Origin of the sequence: Natranaerofaba carboxydovora, assembly GCF_022539405.1 — a bacterium.
In the GTDB taxonomy this organism is placed as follows: Bacteria; Bacillota; Natranaerobiia; order Natranaerobiales; family Natranaerofabaceae; genus Natranaerofaba; species Natranaerofaba carboxydovora.
The window spans coordinates 528,823-549,947 of record NZ_CP054394.1; the positions used below are offsets into that span (position 1 = coordinate 528,823).

Annotated in this window: 29 protein-coding genes; 24 read left to right on the plus strand and 5 right to left on the minus strand. The window is 33.3% G+C overall.

What is annotated here, in order from left to right:
• Positions 1-167 precede the first annotated feature (167 nt).
• Together ACONDI_RS02520 and ACONDI_RS02525 are read left to right on the plus strand one after the other, a co-directional pair.
• Positions 168-1,052, plus strand: coding sequence for a class I SAM-dependent methyltransferase (locus ACONDI_RS02520; RefSeq protein WP_241079921.1), 885 nt, complete (start codon positions 168-170; stop codon positions 1,050-1,052).
• Positions 1,053-1,244: 192 nt separating this feature from the next.
• Complete coding sequence (locus ACONDI_RS02525) at positions 1,245-1,877, plus strand: GNAT family N-acetyltransferase (protein ID WP_241079922.1); 633 nt, start codon at positions 1,245-1,247, stop codon at positions 1,875-1,877.
• A gap of 85 nt (positions 1,878-1,962) precedes the next feature.
• On the opposite strand, the gene ACONDI_RS02530 is transcribed toward ACONDI_RS02525, so the two are convergent.
• The gene (locus tag ACONDI_RS02530; RefSeq protein WP_241079923.1) at positions 1,963-2,862 is read right to left on the minus strand and encodes a tRNA nucleotidyltransferase/poly(A) polymerase-related protein; all 900 of its coding nucleotides are present in this window, start codon (positions 2,860-2,862) and stop codon (positions 1,963-1,965) included.
• A 293-nt stretch (positions 2,863-3,155) separates the two neighbouring features.
• On the opposite strand from ACONDI_RS02530, the gene ACONDI_RS02535 reads away from it, so the two are divergent.
• Positions 3,156-4,250, plus strand: coding sequence for a hypothetical protein (locus tag ACONDI_RS02535; protein ID WP_241079924.1), 1,095 nt, complete (start codon positions 3,156-3,158; stop codon positions 4,248-4,250).
• A 205-nt stretch (positions 4,251-4,455) separates the two neighbouring features.
• On the opposite strand, the gene ACONDI_RS15800 is transcribed toward ACONDI_RS02535, so the two are convergent.
• Complete coding sequence (locus tag ACONDI_RS15800; protein WP_241079925.1) at positions 4,456-4,635, minus strand: tyrosine-type recombinase/integrase; 180 nt, start codon at positions 4,633-4,635, stop codon at positions 4,456-4,458.
• Positions 4,636-4,714: 79 nt separating this feature from the next.
• Between ACONDI_RS15800 and ACONDI_RS02545 the strand changes: the two genes are divergently transcribed.
• From ACONDI_RS02545 to ACONDI_RS02570, 6 genes are all read left to right on the plus strand, one after another.
• Positions 4,715-5,005 carry a hypothetical protein gene (locus tag ACONDI_RS02545; protein ID WP_241079926.1) on the plus strand — a complete coding sequence of 97 codons (291 nt, stop codon included), beginning with the start codon at positions 4,715-4,717 and terminating at the stop codon, positions 5,003-5,005.
• A 277-nt stretch (positions 5,006-5,282) separates the two neighbouring features.
• The gene (gene istA, locus ACONDI_RS02550) at positions 5,283-6,836 is read left to right on the plus strand and encodes an IS21 family transposase (protein WP_241079506.1); all 1,554 of its coding nucleotides are present in this window, start codon (positions 5,283-5,285) and stop codon (positions 6,834-6,836) included.
• Positions 6,826-7,575 carry an IS21-like element helper ATPase IstB gene (istB, locus tag ACONDI_RS02555; RefSeq protein WP_241079507.1) on the plus strand — a complete coding sequence of 250 codons (750 nt, stop codon included), beginning with the start codon at positions 6,826-6,828 and terminating at the stop codon, positions 7,573-7,575. Before istA (ACONDI_RS02550) ends, istB (ACONDI_RS02555) begins: the two co-directional genes overlap by 11 nt.
• A 132-nt stretch (positions 7,576-7,707) precedes the next feature.
• Entirely contained in the window at positions 7,708-7,908 is a 201-nt protein-coding gene (locus ACONDI_RS02560; RefSeq protein WP_241079927.1) for a hypothetical protein, read from the plus strand.
• A gap of 41 nt (positions 7,909-7,949) precedes the next feature.
• Positions 7,950-8,228 (plus strand): hypothetical protein, encoded by a 279-nt coding sequence (locus tag ACONDI_RS02565; RefSeq protein WP_241079928.1) that lies wholly within the window; start codon positions 7,950-7,952, stop codon positions 8,226-8,228.
• Positions 8,229-8,367: 139 nt separating this feature from the next.
• Entirely contained in the window at positions 8,368-9,132 is a 765-nt protein-coding gene (locus tag ACONDI_RS02570; protein WP_241079929.1) for an MBL fold metallo-hydrolase, read from the plus strand.
• A 335-nt stretch (positions 9,133-9,467) separates the two neighbouring features.
• On the opposite strand, the gene ACONDI_RS02575 is transcribed toward ACONDI_RS02570, so the two are convergent.
• Positions 9,468-9,611 carry a hypothetical protein gene (locus ACONDI_RS02575; protein WP_241079930.1) on the minus strand — a complete coding sequence of 48 codons (144 nt, stop codon included), beginning with the start codon at positions 9,609-9,611 and terminating at the stop codon, positions 9,468-9,470.
• 231 nt (positions 9,612-9,842) lie between these two features.
• Here ACONDI_RS02575 and ACONDI_RS02580 point away from each other — a divergent pair, with 231 nt between their 5' ends.
• The 10 genes from ACONDI_RS02580 to ACONDI_RS02620 all read left to right on the plus strand — a co-directional run bounded on the left by ACONDI_RS02580 (position 9,843) and on the right by ACONDI_RS02620 (position 17,026).
• Entirely contained in the window at positions 9,843-12,020 is a 2,178-nt protein-coding gene (locus ACONDI_RS02580) for a sensor domain-containing diguanylate cyclase/phosphohydrolase (protein WP_241079931.1), read from the plus strand.
• Between the two features lie 75 nt (positions 12,021-12,095).
• Positions 12,096-12,386, plus strand: coding sequence for a hypothetical protein (locus ACONDI_RS02585; RefSeq protein WP_241079932.1), 291 nt, complete (start codon positions 12,096-12,098; stop codon positions 12,384-12,386).
• A 16-nt stretch (positions 12,387-12,402) separates the two neighbouring features.
• Positions 12,403-12,639: a hypothetical protein gene (locus tag ACONDI_RS02590; RefSeq protein WP_241079933.1), complete on the plus strand. Its 237-nt coding sequence runs from the start codon at positions 12,403-12,405 to the stop codon at positions 12,637-12,639.
• 96 nt (positions 12,640-12,735) lie between these two features.
• Positions 12,736-13,227, plus strand: coding sequence for a DNA-deoxyinosine glycosylase (locus ACONDI_RS02595; protein ID WP_241079934.1), 492 nt, complete (start codon positions 12,736-12,738; stop codon positions 13,225-13,227).
• Between the two features lie 342 nt (positions 13,228-13,569).
• The gene (locus ACONDI_RS15625) at positions 13,570-13,704 is read left to right on the plus strand and encodes a hypothetical protein (protein WP_277397802.1); all 135 of its coding nucleotides are present in this window, start codon (positions 13,570-13,572) and stop codon (positions 13,702-13,704) included.
• Between the two features lie 140 nt (positions 13,705-13,844).
• Complete coding sequence (locus ACONDI_RS02600; RefSeq protein ID WP_277397803.1) at positions 13,845-14,099, plus strand: DUF370 domain-containing protein; 255 nt, start codon at positions 13,845-13,847, stop codon at positions 14,097-14,099.
• Positions 14,100-15,179: 1,080 nt separating this feature from the next.
• Complete coding sequence (locus ACONDI_RS02605; RefSeq protein WP_241079935.1) at positions 15,180-15,758, plus strand: hypothetical protein; 579 nt, start codon at positions 15,180-15,182, stop codon at positions 15,756-15,758.
• Between the two features lie 21 nt (positions 15,759-15,779).
• Positions 15,780-16,136 (plus strand): hypothetical protein, encoded by a 357-nt coding sequence (locus ACONDI_RS02610; RefSeq protein ID WP_241079936.1) that lies wholly within the window; start codon positions 15,780-15,782, stop codon positions 16,134-16,136.
• A gap of 42 nt (positions 16,137-16,178) precedes the next feature.
• On the plus strand, positions 16,179-16,412 hold the full coding sequence (locus ACONDI_RS02615) for a hypothetical protein (RefSeq protein ID WP_241079937.1): 234 nt from the start codon (positions 16,179-16,181) through the stop codon (positions 16,410-16,412).
• 119 nt (positions 16,413-16,531) lie between these two features.
• Complete coding sequence (locus ACONDI_RS02620) at positions 16,532-17,026, plus strand: RNA polymerase sigma factor (protein ID WP_241079938.1); 495 nt, start codon at positions 16,532-16,534, stop codon at positions 17,024-17,026.
• On the opposite strand, the gene istB (ACONDI_RS02625) is transcribed toward ACONDI_RS02620, so the two are convergent.
• Both istB (ACONDI_RS02625) and istA (ACONDI_RS02630) read right to left on the minus strand, forming a co-directional pair.
• A complete protein-coding gene (istB, locus tag ACONDI_RS02625; RefSeq protein ID WP_241079666.1) occupies positions 16,952-17,674 on the minus strand; it encodes an IS21-like element helper ATPase IstB in 723 nt (240 codons plus the stop codon). The genes ACONDI_RS02620 and istB (ACONDI_RS02625) overlap by 75 nt on opposite strands.
• Positions 17,671-19,167 carry an IS21 family transposase gene (gene istA, locus ACONDI_RS02630; RefSeq protein WP_241080909.1) on the minus strand — a complete coding sequence of 499 codons (1,497 nt, stop codon included), beginning with the start codon at positions 19,165-19,167 and terminating at the stop codon, positions 17,671-17,673. The genes istB (ACONDI_RS02625) and istA (ACONDI_RS02630) overlap by 4 nt, the downstream gene beginning before the upstream one ends.
• Positions 19,168-19,286: 119 nt before the next feature.
• Here istA (ACONDI_RS02630) and ACONDI_RS02635 point away from each other — a divergent pair, with 119 nt between their 5' ends.
• The 5 genes from ACONDI_RS02635 to ACONDI_RS02655 all read left to right on the plus strand — a co-directional run bounded on the left by ACONDI_RS02635 (position 19,287) and on the right by ACONDI_RS02655 (position 21,082).
• Complete coding sequence (locus ACONDI_RS02635) at positions 19,287-19,526, plus strand: RNA polymerase sigma factor (RefSeq protein WP_241079939.1); 240 nt, start codon at positions 19,287-19,289, stop codon at positions 19,524-19,526.
• Between the two features lie 134 nt (positions 19,527-19,660).
• Positions 19,661-20,284, plus strand: a complete 624-nt coding sequence (locus ACONDI_RS02640) for a DUF4367 domain-containing protein (RefSeq protein WP_241079940.1) — start codon at positions 19,661-19,663, stop codon at positions 20,282-20,284.
• Positions 20,285-20,311: 27 nt separating this feature from the next.
• Positions 20,312-20,461 (plus strand): hypothetical protein, encoded by a 150-nt coding sequence (locus ACONDI_RS02645; protein WP_241079941.1) that lies wholly within the window; start codon positions 20,312-20,314, stop codon positions 20,459-20,461.
• A gap of 73 nt (positions 20,462-20,534) precedes the next feature.
• Positions 20,535-20,696, plus strand: a complete 162-nt coding sequence (locus ACONDI_RS02650; RefSeq protein ID WP_241079942.1) for a hypothetical protein — start codon at positions 20,535-20,537, stop codon at positions 20,694-20,696.
• A gap of 119 nt (positions 20,697-20,815) precedes the next feature.
• On the plus strand, positions 20,816-21,082 hold the full coding sequence (locus ACONDI_RS02655; RefSeq protein ID WP_241079943.1) for a hypothetical protein: 267 nt from the start codon (positions 20,816-20,818) through the stop codon (positions 21,080-21,082).
• The last annotated feature ends 43 nt before the right edge of the window (positions 21,083-21,125 follow it).

Genomic DNA, 21,125 nt, shown 5'->3' on the forward strand with positions numbered 1-21,125 from the left:
CATATACTTAAATAGTAAAATATTTTTGAACAAAAAAGGAGACAAAAAAGAGAACAGCGTTGACAAAATATATATTTGAATATTAGAATTGATAATAGTGTTACAATATTTTGTTATAATGCTACGCCATACATGCATTTTATAAAAGAAAAGAAAGGAAGGATAATGTGAAATTATTTGAACCAAAATTTTGGGAAAATGAGTGGGAAAAAGCTATTCAAAGTACTAATAATAAAACAAGTGAAGAGAAAATTGAAATGTGGAATAGTAGAGCAGATAATTTTGACAAAAATGTTAGCAGCTCGTCCGGACAAGAACGTTTGAAAGAGACAATAAACTTCCTTGATAAGTACGGAGTGCTAGATCAAGGCCCAAAAACAATTTTGGATCTTGGTTGTGGTCCTGGGCATTATGCTATAGAGTTTGCCAGAAGGGGCCACAAAGTATATGCTATGGACCCAGCAGAAAAAATGATTGATAAATTAAACGAAAAGCTGGGTAATGAAAATAAAGAAGTAGCTAATAAGATTATTCCCCTTGTAGATGATTGGTTTAAGTTAGACATAGAAGAAAAAGGGTATAACCAAAAGTTTGATTTGGTATTTGCTTCGATGTGCCCTGCTATACATGATGCAAAAAACTTACAAAAAGTGATAGATGCCAGTAAAAAATACTGCTTTATCAGTAGATTTGCAGGAGAAAAGTTCAGGAAGTCGATCTCATATTTGTTAGAAAAACATTTAGGCAGGCAAGATGTTTCTCATATGGATATAATTTATCCATTAAATTGGTTGTATTCTAAGGGTTATAAGCCTGAACTTCACTTTGATAGTTGGAGTAGATTACACAAACAGCCTAAAGAAGAAGCAAAAAACGAAATACAGCAGATGTTAGGCATGTTTTTGACAGTAGATGATGAGGTGAAAAATGATATTGAAGATTACGTTGAAAAACATCAAGAAGAAGGTTACTTAACAGAGGAAAAAGGTGCAACTGCCGGCATGGTGCTTTTTGATACTGAAGGAAAATGCATTAAATATAATAAGAAATAACTACAAGTAGGTATTTGAACTACTAAGTGTCGTTTAATAGAAAATGAAAAGAATTAGGAATAAAAATTGTTGGAATATTATTTTTAATTTTAATTTTACTTTAATTTTGTGAAAACTTGAACAAGAAGGTCAAATTGGGTATAATTAGACTTGAGGACAAGAATATAAAAATTTTAACTTGAGGTGATTATGATGCCTAACGCATTTATTGAAAATTTAAATACTAATTTTATTAATACTGAAAAGGGTACTATCGAATTTTTTGGACCTTTGAAAAAAGAAGAACTGTCAAAACTTAATATGGATGAAGGTCTAAACAACTTTAGAGAGCCAAATAAACAACACGAAGCCTTGATAACTATAAGTGAATTTGATGAAGGCAAAGTATTTGCTGCCTGTCATGGTAAAACAATAGTAGGGTATATTACTTTTCACCGTCCAGAATTTAGAAGGTGGGCCAATTCTGGAATTCCAGAACTTTTAGAATTAGGTGGAATTGAAGTTTCTAGTAATTATAGGGGGCTTGGTGTAGGAAAATATTTATTAATGTGGACTTTTGGTAACTATGACTTTGAAGACAAAATCGTTATTAGCATTGAAACATGTTATAACTGGAAAACAATAAAGCCTAATTCAATATGGGAGCACAGAAATTTGTTAAAATATATAATGGGTTTAGTAGGACTGAAATCTAGAGACACTGATGATCCTGAAGTCGTAGAACACCTGGCGAATATGTTACTAGTTAGGGTCGGAGAAAAAGTTAGTGCAGAAACTATATCTCGCTTTGAAAAATTATTATTTAAAAATCAATTTATCTTTTAAAACCTAACACAACTTGATTAATTATCATTAACAGGGATTAAGATTATTGTCCCTGTTTTTTATTTTTATATATTTTTGTATAATATTAATTAAAATAACTTGCAATTTTGTGAGCTTTTTGTAGTAGTTCTTGTTTTTCATTGTTAAAGGCACCATATACGACCCCTTCGAATAGGCAGTCAAGAACATAACTTTTATTTGAGTCTATCCCCGAGGAGATCAAATCCTTTTCTGTAACGGCTAAGTCTAAATTACTTATTATACCCCCATGTTTTTCGATCTCCTTAATTTTTTCTTTAGCCCTAGTCAAAGCTTCAATTTCTGAAGGTAATTCAATTCTTAGACTTTTGACATCTGCTTCTTTTAACTGAATTAGCTGTAACAGGTTTTCCTTGCCAATTTTATTCCACAATCGTCTTAGATCAACCTCTGTAATTTCCCCGAAAATTGTCATGTGATACTGAACCAGGCTAATTATGCTTTGCTTCATATCTTGGTCAAAAAACATCCTATTCATTATTTTATTAGTAACCCTAGCTCCTTCTATGTCATGCCTATTATTACCGGAACTATTGAATGCTTCTGGTTTTCCTAGATCATGAAAAAGTGCTGCAAGTCTTAATTTTATATTGTTTTTTGGAGTGAAGTCCAAAACATCCATAGTATGTCCAAATACATCTTTGTTATGAAAATATGGGTTTGATTTAACATTAATACAATCAGATAGCTCAGGAAGGATATATTGCAATAAAGAGTGTTCTTTTAATACCTCAAAATATTTTGACGGGCAATCTAAGTTTTCTAATGCTTTGATTAATTCATCTTTTATTTTTTCATCTGGCAGTTTTTTAACAATATGAGCATATTTTTTTATATAATTACTTTCCTCATTATTTAGATTATCACCTTTTTCTATAGTTATTCTAATTTGTTGTAAAAAACTTACTGGGTTATTTATATCTAGCTTTATTTGTTTACTGATCATTTATCACCCTTTTTAGGATTTGGTAAACAGGACAATGAGCACTTTAAAATGAAGTTAATTATATTTTATAGAAGAGTGAAACGTTTTACAAGTCCTTGTAAAATACTTGAAAACATGTAAATAGATTTTTTATATAAGACAAAATTATAAAAAATTCGAGGATTAATACATTTTGTGTAGAAGTTCTAAAGGTCAAATCATTTAAGTAAGCTTTTTTAGTTCATTAGTTTATTTTCTTTAATTAAGTTTTTCAAATATAAAAGTTTTCATTATAGCGAAAGGAGCGTTGATTTATGAGAAAAGTTTCAATTCTTATTTTTTTGGCAATGACTACCCTGATTTTAGTAGGATGTGGATCACCTACACCACCTGATGAAGTAGTTAATGAATACTGGAGACTCTTTCAAGATGGAGATACAGAGGGAGCTCTCGAACTAGTTATTGAAGGTAGGGAGGATGAAGTTGGTGATTTAGAAATGGATATGGAGGAAGTAGATGAAATAGAAGAGGTTCTTTTTGAAAGGGTTACATTAGAGGCTGAAGGTTATGAAGAAGATGGAGATGTAGCTATTGTTGATGTGGCAGTTACTAAACCAAATTTACACGAAACATTTGCTTCTTTTTTCGAAGAAGGTTTTGAAGAACTAATGGTTTTAGCAATGGAAGGTGCATCTGATGAAGAGATAGATGAAAAAGCAGAAGAGTTTTTATTAGAAGCTATGGCAGAAGTGGAAGACATTAGCCATGATCAACAGGTTGAACTCCACTTAGAAGATGGTGAATGGAAAATATATGATTGGTTGTTTGATGATATTGAGGAAAGGATGGACGAGTTAGATTTCGAAGATGAGTCAGTAGAAGGAAATGGTATGGACGAAGAAAGTGATGAAGCTGCAGGTGATATAGACGAGGGGGAAGCAGAAGTTGGAGATACAGTTACCACAGAAGCTGGGGATATGACATTAATTGCTCAAAATAACGATATAGATATAATAGAAACGGGGCCTTTTAGAGTTGATATTGAACAGATAAATGCAGTTTCAGGAGAGCTTAACCCCCAATCGGCAGAAATGTTTGGTGCTGAACAGCTAGAGTATATTCAGATAGACATGCAGGTAGAAAACACATCAGAAGAAGACTCAACTTTCTATGCTGGTCAAGCACAAATAGTGACTAATACAGGAGAGCAATTGGAATCAGATATGTGGATGAGTGATCATATTGAAGGAGAGTTTATGGGAGGCGTTACTCAAGAGGGAACTTTGATATATCCGCTAGAGCAGTCTCAAGCAGATGAAATAGAAACAGTTAGAATAGTTATCAGTGCACCTCAAGATGAAGATTGGCAGGAAGTGGGCGAAGAAGTAGACTTTGAGGTTGAACTTTAATTATCTGTATATAAGCCATAATCAAAAAGTTGTAAAAAGTTGTAGTTTTTCTCTCTGCGACCATAAAAAAATTTTCTTTGAAGAAATTCGATAAAGTAGTGGGAAAGGACTCGGAGCTGGCCAAGGAGTTTGCATGGGGAATACGTTCTGTCATCAGAGGCGAAAGGGAGTTTTTTGAACTTGAATATCCCTGCCACTCCACAGATCAACGGGAAACCTTGTTATTTTCCCTGCTTATAAATAAATATTCACCATCACCACCCCGTTCTTTCAGATAAGACTTCGCAGCATTAACTATCTTATCATTCAAAAATACAGCCCTACTTTTTTCTCCCTTCCCGTTCCTTACTACAAGTTCCCTTGTTTTTAGGTTAATATCGTCCATCTTGATATTGACTGCCTTTAATTTTGAATTTTTAAAGGAAAGTCCTATTCTTGAAATTGAAACTAATAGATATATATGTTTGAGCTTTCCATATTTAATATCAAGGGCAGTAAATGGAGTTAGAGAAATTGTTAGGACAAGAGTTACGGATAGATTCAATGGAGAACTAGGGAAGGCTTTAGGAGATGCTTATGAAGAATATGTAAATAGCATTTTAAAAGAAACTTATTCTTATTATAATCATTTTGCCCCCAGAGTGATTAATAAAAAAAATAAGTCTATTCAAGTATCAGATGGTGTTATAGATTATGGTGATGAAGTCATTTTCATAGAAGTTAAAGCAAAGTCAATACAAAAAAATATAAATTAAGTAGCAACTTTAAAGACATTAAAAAGGGATTAAGAGGTTTTCTTCTTGATAAGGGGGCTCTCCAATTAAACAATAGGATTGTTGAATTTAATAGTGGACAAATTAAACTTTCTGAAATTAGCCCAGAAAGAATTAATAAGTATTGGCCAGTACTTATGTAACTGATAAAATCAAATAGACAGATTTCGTTAAATAGTACTGTACAGAATATACCATAACCTTCCTCCATCTGTTAAGATGAACTGGAAATATTACTAACAGATGGAGAGGAGAGCTTATGGAAGAAAGGAAAAAATGGCTTATGTATGCAGAGATTCAAAGATACAATGAAATGGGGTTAAAGGTAACCCAAATAGCTAGGAATTTGAATATTACAAGAACCACCGTTTACAAGTACTTAGAACTTACCCCGGAGGAGGTGTTATCCCTAAACGAAGGAAACAGAAAAAAGAAATTAGATGAATATGAAGACATAATATTGGAGTGGCTAAAAAAATTCCCTGACCTTTCAGCAGCTCAGATTAAAGATTGGCTATTAGATAATTACGAATATAGGGATGCCTGTGAAAGTACCATAAGAAATTTTGTTAGGAACTTACGAAAGACTCACAACATACCCAAAAAAGCAGCACCAAGAAGTTATGAAGCTATTGTAGACCCTCCTATGGGAAAACAGGGGCAAGTAGATTTTGGTGAAAAGAAGTTTATTGACCAGTACGGAAAAACTGTTAAGAAGTGGTTTATAGCCTTTGTCCTTTCCCATGGCCGGCATAAATACGTAGAGTGGTCGGACAAGCCCTTCACTACTGCCAGCACCATTAAAGCCCATGAAAACGCATTTAAGCACTTTGAAGGGATGCCAAAAGAGCTGGTCTATGACCAGGACAGATTGGTACTGGTAAACGAAAACTACGGCGATTTGATTCTAACTTATGAATTTGCTGCCTACCAAAAAGAAAAAGGCTTTAAAATCCACATGCTGAGAAAAGGTGACCCAGAAAGTAAAGGTAGGATAGAAAATGTGGTAGGTTTTGTGAAAGACAACTTTGCTAAACACCGTACTTTTTACAGCATAGAAAAGCTAAATGAGGATTGTCTGGCATGGCTTGAGAGGACTGGTAACGGCAAGGTAAATGAAACAACAAAAAAAATACCGGCTGAAGTACACCAGGTAGAAAAACAGTACTTACAGCCAGTAGGAAAAAATTTCACCATAAATTGTAACTCCAGTATAACAGCCTTGATAAGAAAAAACAACACCGTACTTTACAAGTCTAACCGTTATAGTCTCCCTTTCGGGACTTATGATGGTACCACCAGATATGCACAGTTAGAAAGAGATGGTGAAATTCTCATAATTAAAGATGAAGCAGGTGAAGAAATTACTAAACACCAAATCTGTTACGGTAAAGGTGTATTGATTAAAAATAACAATCATGAAAGAGACCGTAATAAGGGAATTAAAGAATACAAAAAAACAGTAGAAAAAATGCTGGGTGGCGGAGAAAAAGCTAAAGAATATCTTTCAAATATACACAAGGAAAAGCCCCGTCATATACGTGATCAACTGCAACTGATCAAACAATTGATAGAAGCTCAAGATATAACAGTTATTGAAAAAGCTCTAAACTACTGTCAAAAATACAGGCTCTACAGTGCTTCATGCTTTAAAGATGCACTGTCACATTTTCAAAAAGATGAACCAACAGTAGAAGAATCATCCCCCATAAAACCTTCAAATGAAGGTTCTATTAACTTAAGAACCAGGCCACAGGTCAGGGATTTGAAGGTATATCAAAACATTGCATTGGAGAGATACCATGAACACTGATGAATTAAAAACTAAGATGAAAACTCTTAAGATAGGTGAAGCTGCAGATATCGTTGATGATCTTCTCATATCCTCAAAAGAGAAAGAGCTAACCTACAAAGAATTCTTAGAAAAGCTTGTAGACCATGAAGTAAAACGCCGGGAAGAAAAAGATTTTCAAAAAAGGCTGAAATGGGCAGCTTTTCCGGAGAAAAAATACCTGGATGATTTTGATACTAAGTTTCAAGATTCCATTAGCCAAAAAGAACTAAACCAGTTAAAAGAACTAGTGTGGCTGGATCAAGTTTATAATCTAATACTTTTAGGGCCGCCGGGCGTGGGGAAGTCGCATTTAAGCATAGGGCTTGGACTTGAAGCTATTCACAAAGGTTACAAAGTGAGCTTTGTGCAAATGGATGATCTGATTAAATTACTAAAAACTGAGGAGATCACTAGAACATCCAGGACAAAAGTTAAGAGAATAGTATCTTCAGACCTGGTGATTATCGATGACCTCATGTTTATGGCCATGGAAAATGAAGAAGCAAACCTATTCTTTCAGTTTATCAACAAACTGTACAACCAATCTTCTATAATTGTCACTTCTAACAAAGGCCCAAAAGATTGGGGCGATATTTTAGGAGATCAAGCTATCACAACAGCTATTCTAGATAGAATCATGCATAGGAGTGAAGTGATTAACCTTACAGGGAAAAGTTACAGGATTCAAAACAGGGAAACCATTTTTGGAAAATCGTAGGTGTCCAAAACTATTTAACGAAAATTGTTCAAAACTACTTGACGGTCACAACTTATTAATTGTGTTGATAATATACCCCAGTTTCAATTATTAACTGACCACTATCACCAAATATTGCGTGAGGAAAAAATCTTGCAAGAATCATTTATTGCTCCCTTAACAATACTCGACCTAAAAGATTTTGAATTGATAATGGAATTAGTACGCAAAGGATATAGTTTTGTAGATTTATTAAAAGAAAAAAATTCAACCCCCCAAAATAAAGACATGAGTTTTTTAAACTTTTTAGTTTATTATCAAAAAAAATATGAACTACCCAATAGACCAATGTAAGGGCTGAGGAATTTCCTGATTCACCTTCAAGGAAAAAATGTATGTTTTTATTTAATACTGATGTTGATTATAAAAAGTATGTAGAGAATATGGGTTTTGACTTAACTAATCGTAATCTTTTAAAAATAGAAGTGTTAAATAATAAATCTAATTTATTTTATGGAGATATGTCTTTACTTAACTGCAATTCAAAAAGATATTACGGAATGGTTGAGACTGCTAGAAAATACTGGGAGGGAGCAAAAGAAAATAATATAAATACTGAGGTGCTTTTTGAAGGTGAATTTAAAGTAAAGGAAATCTTGTTAGAAAATTTTTGATTAAGTATTTTGACAAAGTAAGCTATTATTAAGAGTTATACTTTAACTGATTATAGTTAATGTTGGAGCTTCATGGCAGTTTACGTTTTAAAAACACCTGTAAAAACAAGACTAAATTTTACGGGGCGAGGAGGACAGTATGGAAAACGGCATTACAATAAAGGTAGGCCTGACTAACCATTACTTACTTCCCTGTTATGGAGGATATTTACTTGTAGATGCGGGAAGTAGGAAGATGTTTTCACGTTTTTTGAGTGAGTTAAAAAGTCAGGGAGTAGACCCTAAGGAAATACGCTACATCTTTTTAACACACCATCATGAAGACCATACGGGTTTTACCACTCTTTTACGTGAAATATCCAATTGCCATTTTATTGTACATAAGGAAGCTGTAAAACCCTTGAAAGATGGGAAATGTACTCTTACGGGTGGAGGAATTATTAACTGGAAAGTTGTATTTTCTGGTTTTGGATGGTATGTGTTATTAAAAGGAGTAAGACTACACTTTCCACCAGTGGAGTTTGGTAAAGGGGATTTCATCGTCAGTGAAGATGATAATGAAATACTACGATCCCTGGGAGTGTCGGGTAAAATACTGTGCACACCTGGTCACACCCCTGATTCTATTTCTTTGCTTTTGGATGATGGTTCTTGCTTTTGTGGCGATGCTGCTTTTAACCGTGCATATTGGTTGGGCACTCATTACTGTATGCCTTATGTTTCAGATTTGGAGAATAATTACCGCAGTTGGCGCAAGATGTTACAAGAAGGGGCCAGCAAGATTTACCCTGCACACGGTAGTCCATTTTCTTCCGAAAACCTAGAGGATAATTTGAATCACTTCAAACAGGAAAATCTAGTTCTTGCGAATATTCTTCCTAAGATAGTGGATAAACTCTTCTAATAGTTGTCTGCGAAGAATGAGGTACACTGTAGTATTCTTAATTAAATTGAAGTTAGCAAATAGAGGAGTATTTATAACAACATCTAAGTTTTCCGATAAGCTAAAGGGTGTTGTTTTCCAAGCAAAATAATATTACAGCTAAGAATAAGATTTTAGCTAGGAAAATATTGTAGAAAATTTACTTTTTACACTAAAAATCTGAGGAAATTGAAGAGTATTATAAGAGTATTATAAAAGATATTATTAGTGTTTTTGGAATTAAAATATCCTTCTCAGCCCTTTAAACTTAGGATGACCTTCTTCTTCCGCTTTAATAGGAGCTGCTGTAATATTAATTAAAACTTTTTAAGATAGTACCTGAAAGCTTCAAAAATTTCTTCAATGTTACTCTTCTTTATATATCTAACGGCTTCGATAGCACATTCTGCTTTACTATAATCCTGAAAATTCTCCATCCCATCCACTATAATAATAGGCATATAATCATATACACCTTTTTTAAGTTTTCGGTTCTTTGCAAAGGGTTGTATGGTTTATAAAAATCATCGATTTTTCAATAACTTTCTTAGCAATTTATTTCCAAAAGTATTGTTTAATGATAATATAAATAACATAAGGAAAATTTTAAAGTTAAAATAATTTTGTTAATACATTGGTGTTAAGAAATAAGCCTGAATTATTAAGATCTTTTAAGTTGGGGGTTAAATAAATTGGCTTCGAAAAAAACAGATGATAATTCTTTTGAACAAGCTATACTAAATTCTTTGAAAAGCAGTATTTGTCTTTTAGACGAAAAAGGAAATATAGAGTTTGTAAACTCCTCGTGGTTTGATTTTGCAAAAGAAAATAATGCTGTAATTGAAAAAATAAGTGAGGGTTGTAATTATCTAGAAGTATGTGATAATGCCAAAGGCGATGATAAAGAGCTAGCAAGACAAGCAGCTGCAGGGATACGTTCTGTTATAGCTGGGGAAAAAGACGAATTTGAGCTAGAGTATCCCTGTCATTCCCCTTCGATGGAACGTTGGTTTTTGGCTAGGGTAACGCTTTATCTTAATTCCGAAAATAGTTCGAGTCTAAAGGTTATAGTTTTCCATATAGATATTACCAAACAAAAGCAGGGAGAAAAAACTTTAAGTGAAAGTGAAGAAATGTTCAAGTCTTACATGGAAAAAGCTCCAGTAGGTATTTTTGTTGCGGATGGTGAAGGTAGATTTATTGATGTTAATCCCGAAGCATGCAGGATGAGGGGCTTTACTAGAGAGGAATTATTTAATTCTAAGATTACAGATATTATTCCTTCAGAGTCGTGGCATATGACCAGAGAACATTTTAAAAAGTTACAGGAAGAAGGGCGTGCAGAAGGTACTCTTAAAGGCAAAAGAAAAGATGGCACCACGTTCTGGTATGACAATTTGGCTGTGAAAATAAATGAAGATTTATATATAAGTTTTCAAACTGATGTAACTAAAAGAATAGAAAGCGAAGAAAAATTTCGCACTTTATTTGAACAGAATATTTTATCGATTTATTTACATGATTTTGAGGGAAACATTATTGATGTAAATAATGAAGCCTGTTCACAGTTGGGATATTCTTATAATGAGCTAATAGAAATGACGGTTTTTGATTTTATTTATCCCAGAGAAAGCGGTGGAAATTTATCCAAGGATGAATTATTACGTTTGTGGAACGGGATGGAACTAGGAGAAAGAACAACGCTTGAAGATATGCACCAGCGTAAAGATGGAAGTGTATTTTATGTGGAGGTATCTACAGGTGTAATCAGTTATAACAATGAAAACGTTTTTATGGCACTTGTAAAAGATATAACTGCCCGCAAGGAAGCAGAAGAAAGGATTAAGTATTTAAGCTTTTATGATAGCCTTACAGGGCTTTATAACAGGAATTTTTTAAATGAAGATATGGAAAGAAAAGATACTATAAGACAGCTCCCTATAAGTATAATAATGGTAGACTTGAACGGTTTGAAGTTAGTAAATGATACCTATGGTCATATTGTCGGGGATGAGGTGCTAAAAATTACAGCCGAGATATTAAAAAAATCCTGTCGAAAGGAAGAGACTATTGCCCGCTACGGCGGCGATGAATTTGTAATATTTTTACCCCAGACCAATGAGGAAGAAGTAAAAATAATTTGTGATAGAATCAAAAATAACAGCAGTAATGTTTATGTTAGAGAGATACCTGTTTCTTTGGCTCTGGGTTGGGGGGTAAAAAATAATGCTGAAAAGGATATTGAGGAAGTAATGACTGAGGCAGAGGATAACATGCACAAACAAAAGCTTGCAGAAGGCAAAAGTGTAAGAAGTGCTGTACTAAAAGCATTATTAAAAACCCTGGAAGCAAAAAGCTACGAAACAGAAGAACATTCACAACGAATGCTAACGGTAGCCTGGCAAATCGGGAAAAAGCTGGGACTACAGGATACAGAACTTGACAGACTTAGTCTTTTGATAACCCTCCACGATATAGGTAAAGTGAACATTTCAGAGAGGATTCTAGTCAAGGATGCTTCTCTTACCGATGAAGAATGGGAAGAGATAAGAAAGCATCCAGAAATCGGCTATCGAATTACAAGGGCTACTGAAGAGTTTTCTCACGTCGCAAAAGATATATTGGCACATCATGAAAGATGGGACGGTAAAGGATATCCGCAAGGGTTAAAAGAAAAAGAGATCCCCTTATTAGCCAGAATTACATCAATTGCTGATGCCTATGATGTTATGTCCAATGGTAGACCTTACAAAAAAGCTATGTTAAAGGAAGAGATTATTGAAGAATTTAGAAGGTGTGCTGGTACCCAGTTTGATCCTGAGCTGGTGGAAATATTTGTTGAAGTTTTGGAAGACAGGGGCAGTAATTAGTAGCAAAATATGTATAATGAAGTTCTTATTACAGGAAAGGTTTTAATAAAAATTTATTAACGGGTGGTGAATAACTTGAAACAAGATCATATTTTATATCTAGTGATAGCTTTAGTGGTAATTGGCTTGGGAATATCGTTGATTTTTGGCTGGGAGTTAATGGCGGCTGAAAAGTTTGCTTCTGGATTTTTGGCAGCTGGTGACTTTTCTTTGGGAGTATTTGCAGCTGGTAATTTTGCAATAGGTATTTTCGCAGCGGGAATATTTTCCGTGGGTGTATTTTCAATCGGTATTTTTTCGGTTGGTATATTTTCTGTAGGGATATTTGTTTATGCTCTGAGGAAGAGAACGCTAAAAGATTATTAGTCAGGAGGTAGGAATAATGTCTTCTGAAAAAGAAATATTAAAGGATTTGTTAGAAAACAGCGGTAGTGCTTTGATTGAGATAAACGGAATTCCAGTTAATATTGAAAAGGGTGAAGAAGGATATCGTATTCCTTTGGAATTGCAAGTATCCAGGCAGTATGAAGTCAAAGGAAGAAGAGAAGTTAAATTTGATACTTTTGAGGATTTTCACCAAAATATTTTATCGTGTGAGAAGTGGAGAATAGTGAGGTAGGTTACGAAATTTCAAGAAAAGCTTATGAAGTACAATTATTAATCATCTAAAAACGGGTAAAAACAGAAATTAATAAAAACAAGGGAGTGGTGATTATTGACTGAATCAACCAGCTTTGCTCCTATTATTGATGATAAAAGCAAGGTATTAATACTCGGTACAATGCCTGGAGGTAAATCATTGGAAGAAAGGCAATACTATGCTAACCCAAGAAATCAGTTTTGGAAAATAATTGATAATCTTTTTGATGAAACGTTACCAACAGATTATGAAGAAAAAATTGAGTTTCTAAAAAATAACGGGATAGCCTTATGGGACGTTTTGAAAGCTTGTTATAGAGAAGGTAGTTTAGATTCTAATATCAAAAATGAAGAAGTAAATGACTTTACTACTTTATTTGATAATTATCCTAATATTAGATGTGTTGGCTTTAACGGTACAAAAGCCTATAATATTTTCAAAAAATCTATAGGTTTTGATTTTCAACAATTAGATTTTGTTAAACTACCTTCCACTAGTCCAGCACATACAATAAAGTTTGAGCAAAAACTAAAGGAATGGGAAAAGATTAGGAAATATTTAACTTGATAGATAAAGCATAAAAGAAAGGGTTACTAGTAGTTTTATTATTAATATTTGGCAAAAAAGATTATCAGTATTCCCACAATATAAAAAAGAAATTAAAAGGCAGAAAAAAATAGAACAACAAAAGAAAAAAGATAGAAAGAAAAAGGAAATAGAAAATTACGAGCCCTGGCAGAATGAAACCTTTTATTACATAGCTGGCTATACTTCTGGTGGTGTCCCATACGGTGTAATATGGGGAGAATGCAGGGATGAGAATGATTACGATACAGATTTGAAAGACAATGAAAGATTTGAAAGATGATGATGAGGAAGTTCCATTTTAATGAGTGGAGGTAATTAATCGTGAACCAGGATGAATTTAACCTTGATGAGGCAAAGGAATTTATTGTGGAACGGTTGAATACATATGCTGAAAAATATGATTTCAAAGGTTTAAGCATCTCGGAAGTACTGCGGGGATACACCTCTTGTTTTTAAAGAAAATACAAGTGAAATATATCTAGAAAAATTGGTGTGTGAAAACTGCGGCTGTGAAATGGTTATTGATGGGGAAGAGCTGAAAAGATTAGAAAGATAAACTTGGCTTAAATATTTGGCCTAAAAATAGGAGGGATAACTTGGACGAGCCTAATAGTGAAGATATCAAAACTATAAATGTTGGCTTTGGGAATGTTGTTATTGCTAACAGGATAGTGGCGGTGATGGCTCCAGACTCATCTCCAGTTAAAAGGAGAGTTTCTGAAAGTAGAGATAAAGGACTGTTAATTGATGCTACCTTTGGTCGCCGAAGCAGGTCGGTGATAATTACTGATAGTGAACATGTGGTGCTATCTGCGGTACAGCCTGAAACTGTTAAAGAACGGATGGGGTAGAAAATATTCTAATTGAATATGGTGGATTCAAATTAACTTTTTAATCAATTTGAAATTTACATAGAATTTGAACTGTGGGATATAAGAAACATTGTAGGGATTAGGAGTTTTAAGGGTGGATCATCTGGGACAGGTGGTGTTTTAGGTAATTATGAAAGTGATTTTAAAATTTATTTGTTTGAGTTGTTAACTAAATGTGACAGAGCCCTATCATGCTTTGAAAAGTGACTTATTTGGGTCCCTGAAAGAGAAGATGAGATTTTAAAGGTTTATGATGAAACACGCTTCAGATGAGCAAACAAAACGTTATTATAATATTCTATAAATGGTTGAATTTTCTATGAAAGTGAGATATAGTCAGACACAGAGATGCTTAATTTGACATTAATAGAATTTCCAGGAGGAATTTTATTGTTATGCATGGCAAGAAAAAACCAAGGACAGTTATAACCCCTTATACGATAGCTTTAAATAAAAAGGATTATCGAGAAGAGGGGGAGTGGATTATTTTTAAAAGCCTTTTGGTTTAGTTAAAACATCTTCTAAAACCGCCCAGGAATCTCTGAAAGCTGATGAAATAAAGAATAATAAAAGAAGTAATTTTTATAGAGCAGATTAATTAGTTTGGTTTATATTTTAGAAACTGAACAGAATTATGAAATTTATCTAACGATTTAAGAGAAAACTGATTAGGGTTTAATTTTCAGTTATTTTTCAAATGGTTCAAAATGACATGTTCGAAATATCATTTTGGTATTTGACATAGATTAATTTGAGATGACCATTACCAGAGACTATCACATATATTGTCATAGGAAAGTTCAAAATGGTCTGACCTAAACTTGAAATCTAGATTTAATGATTTAATGGCTTAATTATGAGGCTTTGAATTTACTAGAAATACAGGTGGGGAAATTCCCCACCTGATTAGTATTACCTGTAAAGTATTAGATATTTTATGAAAGAGTATAATTTTAAACTAGTTTTTTTCTCTACATTTTATAAACGTTAAAATTTTTTATCAGAATCAATAATGAACTTCTGGTATTATGAGTATCAAATTTTTTAGAGGTGAATAGCATGAAAAAATTATTGGTGATAAGTTTAACTTGTTTATTTTTATTTGTTCCTGGATGTACAGAGGATATAGAAGTGAGTGAAAACGAAATAGAAATATTAAAAACAAAAGTAGAATTAAAATTGGATGAAGATGATGGAATATTCGAAGAAACAAAGGAAGGGGAAGTAGTCAGTTCTATAATTCCTTTAAATTTAAATTATAACATGGAAATAAAATACACTGGTGAAGAAACTATAGCAAAAGATAAAGACGATATTATAGCATTTAAAATTTATCCAAAGTCTGAATTAGAGGATATTTTTTTAGAAGATAAATTTGGTGAAAAGTTCAATGAACCTAAGTTAGCTACTAGTACTTTAGAACCAAACCAAAAAGAAGAGTTAAAAGCAAGTATTGCAGTTGATCAAGAGCTAGAAGGAAATATTTTAGAACATCAAGACCCAGATGAATATGGCCCTTATATTGAAGAAAAGTGGCTAAAAGATGAAAATGAAGAGGAGCTAAAAGAATTAGCTAAAAATGTTAAATTACATTTATATAAGAATGACACAAAGTTTTTAGAGTTACCCTTGGAATAATTACGATTGGGAGGTGATTTTTTGAAATTTAAGATTATAATTGGGGCTTTAATAATACTTATTATTGCAGTAATAGGTATAAGGACAGAAGATAGAAGTGGGATTAGTGGCACTATTGAGGAAGTTAAAATTAAAGAAATTAATGAAAAAGATAAAGATATATTAGTAGAAGGAAACTTTGGCAGTGTTAATATGGAAGAAGCAACTTTAAGTATAACATCAGAAACTGAAATTATTGATAAAGATGGAAACGAGATACCTTTTTCAGCTCTAAAAACTGAAGATAAAGCCGAAATTTGGCTATCTGATGATGACCATGGAGTTGTGGATGTTATTCCTTCTGAAACAGAAGTTTTTAAGCTGGAGTTGATAAAATAAGCTTATATTAGTTAAGAGCTAATAGTAAAAGCTAAAATAAAAATGATGGAGATCCAGGACCAACTTGAAATGCCTAGTCCTTCATATAGAAGTAGTGACTTGATACCTCTAAAAGAAAAACTAGAAATAAGTGAGGGAGAATATACACTGTCTTATTTAATATATAGTGAAGATGAGGCTGTGGACAGTGATCAAGCAAATATTACCGATTCTGTAGATGAAATCATTCAAAAGAATGAAAATGTATTTCATTTATGGTTGGAAATTAGTAAATAATGCAGATTTAGAGCTAGTCATGTCTTCAAAAAGAATAAAGGATGAATTTATATTTTTATGAAAAAGTTTAATGGCCTTGATAAATTAAATAATACATATGCAATTAGAGGGTGACTTGAATGAGAATCTTACGCCGAATAGGAAAGCTTAAAACTTCAGAGAAAACTTTACTTAAGGAGCTATACTTAGAATATAAGCCTGTCCTTTATAACGCAGTTTTTAAAATTAGTAAGGATTCAAAGGCTGCAGAAGATATAGTGCATAATGTTTTTATAAAAGTATCTGACAAGCTTAATGAAATTGAAGATCCAATAGAACTTAAGAAGTGGATGATGACCTCAGCCAAAAATGAAGCATTTGATTATTATAATTATAACAAAAAGTCTATAGCATCTGAAAATATAGATCAAGTAGATTACAATTATAAGAATGAAAAAAGGCCAGAAGAATATCCAGAAGATTATATAGAAAAAATTGTGTTTGGCAAGATAAAATTCCCGAAAACGGCAAAAAATTTATCCAGCACCCCAATTCCAGATTTAGCAATTAATGTAAGAGTTCTGCAGCCTGTAGCTAGGCCCTGTAAATGTGATCAAATGGCTGTAGTGAACTAACCTGTCGATAATTGCACTAGTAAGCTTTTCATCATAAAATATAGTGTTCCACTTGCTAAATTCTAAATTGGTAGTGATGATTACACTACGCTTTTCGTAACAGTTTGAAATTACTTGAAAAAGAAGTTGTGCTCCTTCTGTGTTGAGGGGGATGTACCCCCATTCATCGCAAATTAACACATCTGCTTTTTCAATCTTTTTCATTAATTTATTTATTTCCCCGTCAGCTTGAGCTTCTAAAAGCTGATTGACCAAAGCTGCTGTAGTGTAAAACATAACCTTTTTCCCACGGTTACAAGCTTCAATTCCCACAGCAATACTCATAAAAGTTTTCCCAGTGCCTACAGGCCCGTAAAGAATAAGATTTTCCTTTTGTTCAACAAAACCGGCAGTCTTAAGTGTTTCCACGTCAATGCTTTCCGGCAAAGCTACGTTATCAAAATTGTAGTCCTTAAATGTTTTGAAGGTAGGAAAATTAGCCTGTTTTAAAAGGCGGTTTTTACGATTTATCTCCCTTTGTTCCACCTCCAGTCTTAAAAGTTTCTCTAAAAACTCTTCATGGGTATCTGCTTCTATTTGAGGGTAATTCTCCGGTATAGTAGTACCTAACTTAAGCTTTTTGCAGTAGCTCTCAATAGTTTCTTTCATTTCCTATCACCTGCCTTGTTTAATAGCTCATCGTAAACTGCGAAATTTGGAGTATATCCTGTCATTGAAGGTATATTATTGTTTGAAACCAGTTCGGATGGTAGAGTTATGTTGCTAGTTTTTCTAGTCCAAGTAAGCCTGATACTTTCCACATCATCTACTCCATCTTTGAGGGTTTGTGAAAGTACATCGGCTGCAGTATCCATGTCATTGTGCTCAATTATATCCTTTAATAAATGAAGTGCTTTTTTCTTTTTCGGGTAATCAAGATACTCAAGATAATCCTGCCAGGGATCGGGCAATTCTTTGTAAAAACCAGTGTATTTTAAAGCGTTAGGCCGTTTTGCTATCAGCTCTAAATAGGGATACCATTTCATTGACTCAGTTTCTTGATAGAGCCTAGGGTGTGAAACCACTTGTTTATAATCTTCATCTAACACATCCACCCTATCATGGGTTAAATAAAGCCAGACCTGTTTTCCCACTAGCCGGGGAGATGTGGAATAGATCTTTTTATCTAATTCAACTTTTCCATATTTATTTGTTTTTACTTTTACCAATCGGCCAATATCAAAAGGCTTGTCCGGTAATTTAAGTAAGCAATTTTTATCCTCTTCAAATAGCTCTGCTTCTTTCTTTTGTTTTTTGTAGTGCAGTTTTTGGGCGTCGTTTTCTGCTTTTTGAAAAAGTTCTTCATTCAAATCTTCTATGTCAGATACGGAAGGAACGGGGACAAAATGATTTAGCCTGGTGAAGCCTACTTTGTTTTCCACATGACCTTTTTCATTTGATTTGCCGGCATTACAAAAGTTGTGGAGAAACCCGTAATGAAGGGCAAATTTTTCAAATTGTTCGATTAACTCTCTTTCACCTTTTTTCTTAATTTCTTTCACTGCAGCAGATAGATTATCAAACCAAATCTTTGTGGGAACACCGTTTATATATTTGAATATCCTCTGCAGCCCTTCCAACAAACATTCCTGGTTTTGGCCCCTGAAAACTTGCTCGTAAGCTACATTGCTATGGGGAAACGATAAGACTAGAGAATGCCCTTTGATTTCTTTGCCGTTTTCATAAATTAGTGACTCGCCAAAGTCCACTTGAGCTTCCCCAGAAGGATGTTCAAGGGGAAGATAAGCTTCACTATCACCAAATATTTCTCTCTTTTTAGCTGATACGTAATATCTAACGACTCTTTCAGAAACATTAAATTTTTCCTTAAATTCCTCTTTTAATCTATCGTATATTCTTTTAGCTGTATGCCGCTGTTTTACTGGAGCTTTTGTATCTTCATTTAACCACTGATCAATAGTTGGTTTAAAAGGATCAAGTTTTGAACTTTTTTTCTTTCTCCGGGGAGGACTATCATTAAAATCTTCCTTCTCGGCGTATTTTTTCACAGTTTTGAAATCATGGCCTGTTTCCCTGCTAATTTCGCTGTACTTTTTTCCTTTATGAAATGATAAGTATTTGATATTATACTGTTGAGTCATTGTCAGCATCCTTTCTTTTCCTCCTTCTAACTGTTTTTTGGTAGATTACAATTAGAAGGGTATGATATTTTTGGGATGCTGGCAATGACTTTTTTTCCAATTTTTACGGGATTTTTATCTTGCCATTTTCTCCATTTCTATTTTGCCACAAACAAAAAATTGAAGAAAAAGAGTTGATAAATAAATATTACGACAACCTGCCCGCTAAAGACAGATCGGTTATTTATTATAAAATTATAGAGGAGCTAAGCTTTGAGGAGATGGGTGCAAAATTAGATGAAAAAGAAACAACTCTTCGTTCACGATACAAGAGAGCTTTAGATAAATTGAAAAGAATGATTGGAAATAACTATAATTGAGGGGATACCCTCAATTTTTTTTTAAAAAATTTAAATTTGGTGCAACATTTTTATGCTCAAATAGTTATATAGGTAGAAGACATTTTTGAGGAAAAGTCTAATAGAGAAAATTATACTGGAGCAGGGTGATGTTAATGAATAAAGACTTTGAAAATGAAAAATGGGAAAAACTGCTTTCAGATATTGAAAAACATCGAGGAAAAAAGAGATTAAAAAAATTTGGCAAAGGTATCTCTTTTGTCATTTTAGGCTTATTTTTTATTAATTTTTCTGTAGGTGCTTTCTTTACTTCTCCTACGGGGGCTCTAAGGTCGGTTGTTTTAGATATTAGTCGTGAAGAGGATGGGCACTACGTACAATACAGCTGGCTACCCGATGAAAAGTTAGATGAGATGGAGTTGGAATTAGAAGATGAGGATGTGTATTTGCCAGAATATTTACCGCCAGGGTATGAGTTAGACGAATTTGAAATATCACCTGGAAAAAATTATAGTGCTACCATTGTTTTTACCGATGATAATAATACAATATTGCGTTTAACTCAGAGGAAATCACCTAAAAATGGAGAGAGTACTAGGGCTTTTCCAAATGCCGATGAAACTGAAAATATAGAAATTAGTGGTAATGAGGGGATAATTGCTTACCATGAAAGTGACACTATAGTTGTTTTTTTTATTGATCACAGAGGAATTGAACATGTTTTAACTGGCAAAGTATCAGAAGAAGAAATGATTAATATAGCTGAATCTATTCATTGAAAGAGCTTGATTTTTGGAGGGAGTTAAATGGAGTTTGTATTTGTTGCTATAATAGTAGTGCTTATATTATTTGGAATCTATACCTTAGGATTTGTTATACCAAGGCAATTAAAAGAAATTTTAGATGAATTAAAGTCGATAAAAGCTTTACTTAAAGAAAAGAAAGGCACAAATTAGCGAACTTCCGATTATAAAAGCGTAATAATAAAACAAAAATTATAAATTGTTCTACTAAATGGAGGTGGATAGTTTGGATTTTCTATTTGGTTTAAGACTAGTGGCTTTGTTTTTTTTATTTGTGATTATTATAAAGGTAATTATGATAATAGCAGAACGTATAGGTAAAGAGTTTGGCTTTGGAGAGATGGTCATAAACATTGGGGGTAAACTAAGACAATTCTTCAGAAAATAAGAGGTAGTTTAAATTGAATTAGTACACTTATTTAGAAAATCGAGAAGTGCTTTACCCGATTTACTGCAATATAGATGAAATTTGATCTTTATTAGTTATTACAAGGGGTGAGGTTGAATATGAAACCGATAAAGTTATTTCATGTTATTCTTGTAGTTTTATTTGCTGTAACGGCTTTTATTTCCACGCAATATGATTTGTATACTATAGAAAGAGCTGTATGGGGTACAGTTGCTTATACAGTAATTCTTATTGCTGGGACAATCTTGGTTTTTAAGCCACGTTATTTAATTAATGATCAGTCGGGCCGAGGACATTCTAAAATGTTAGGGATTTTATTTTTGGTTTTATCTGCATTTAGAGTCAGTAGTTTTTGGTTATTTTAATGTGATTACTTAATATTTAAAAATCGTTGATTTTAACACAGTT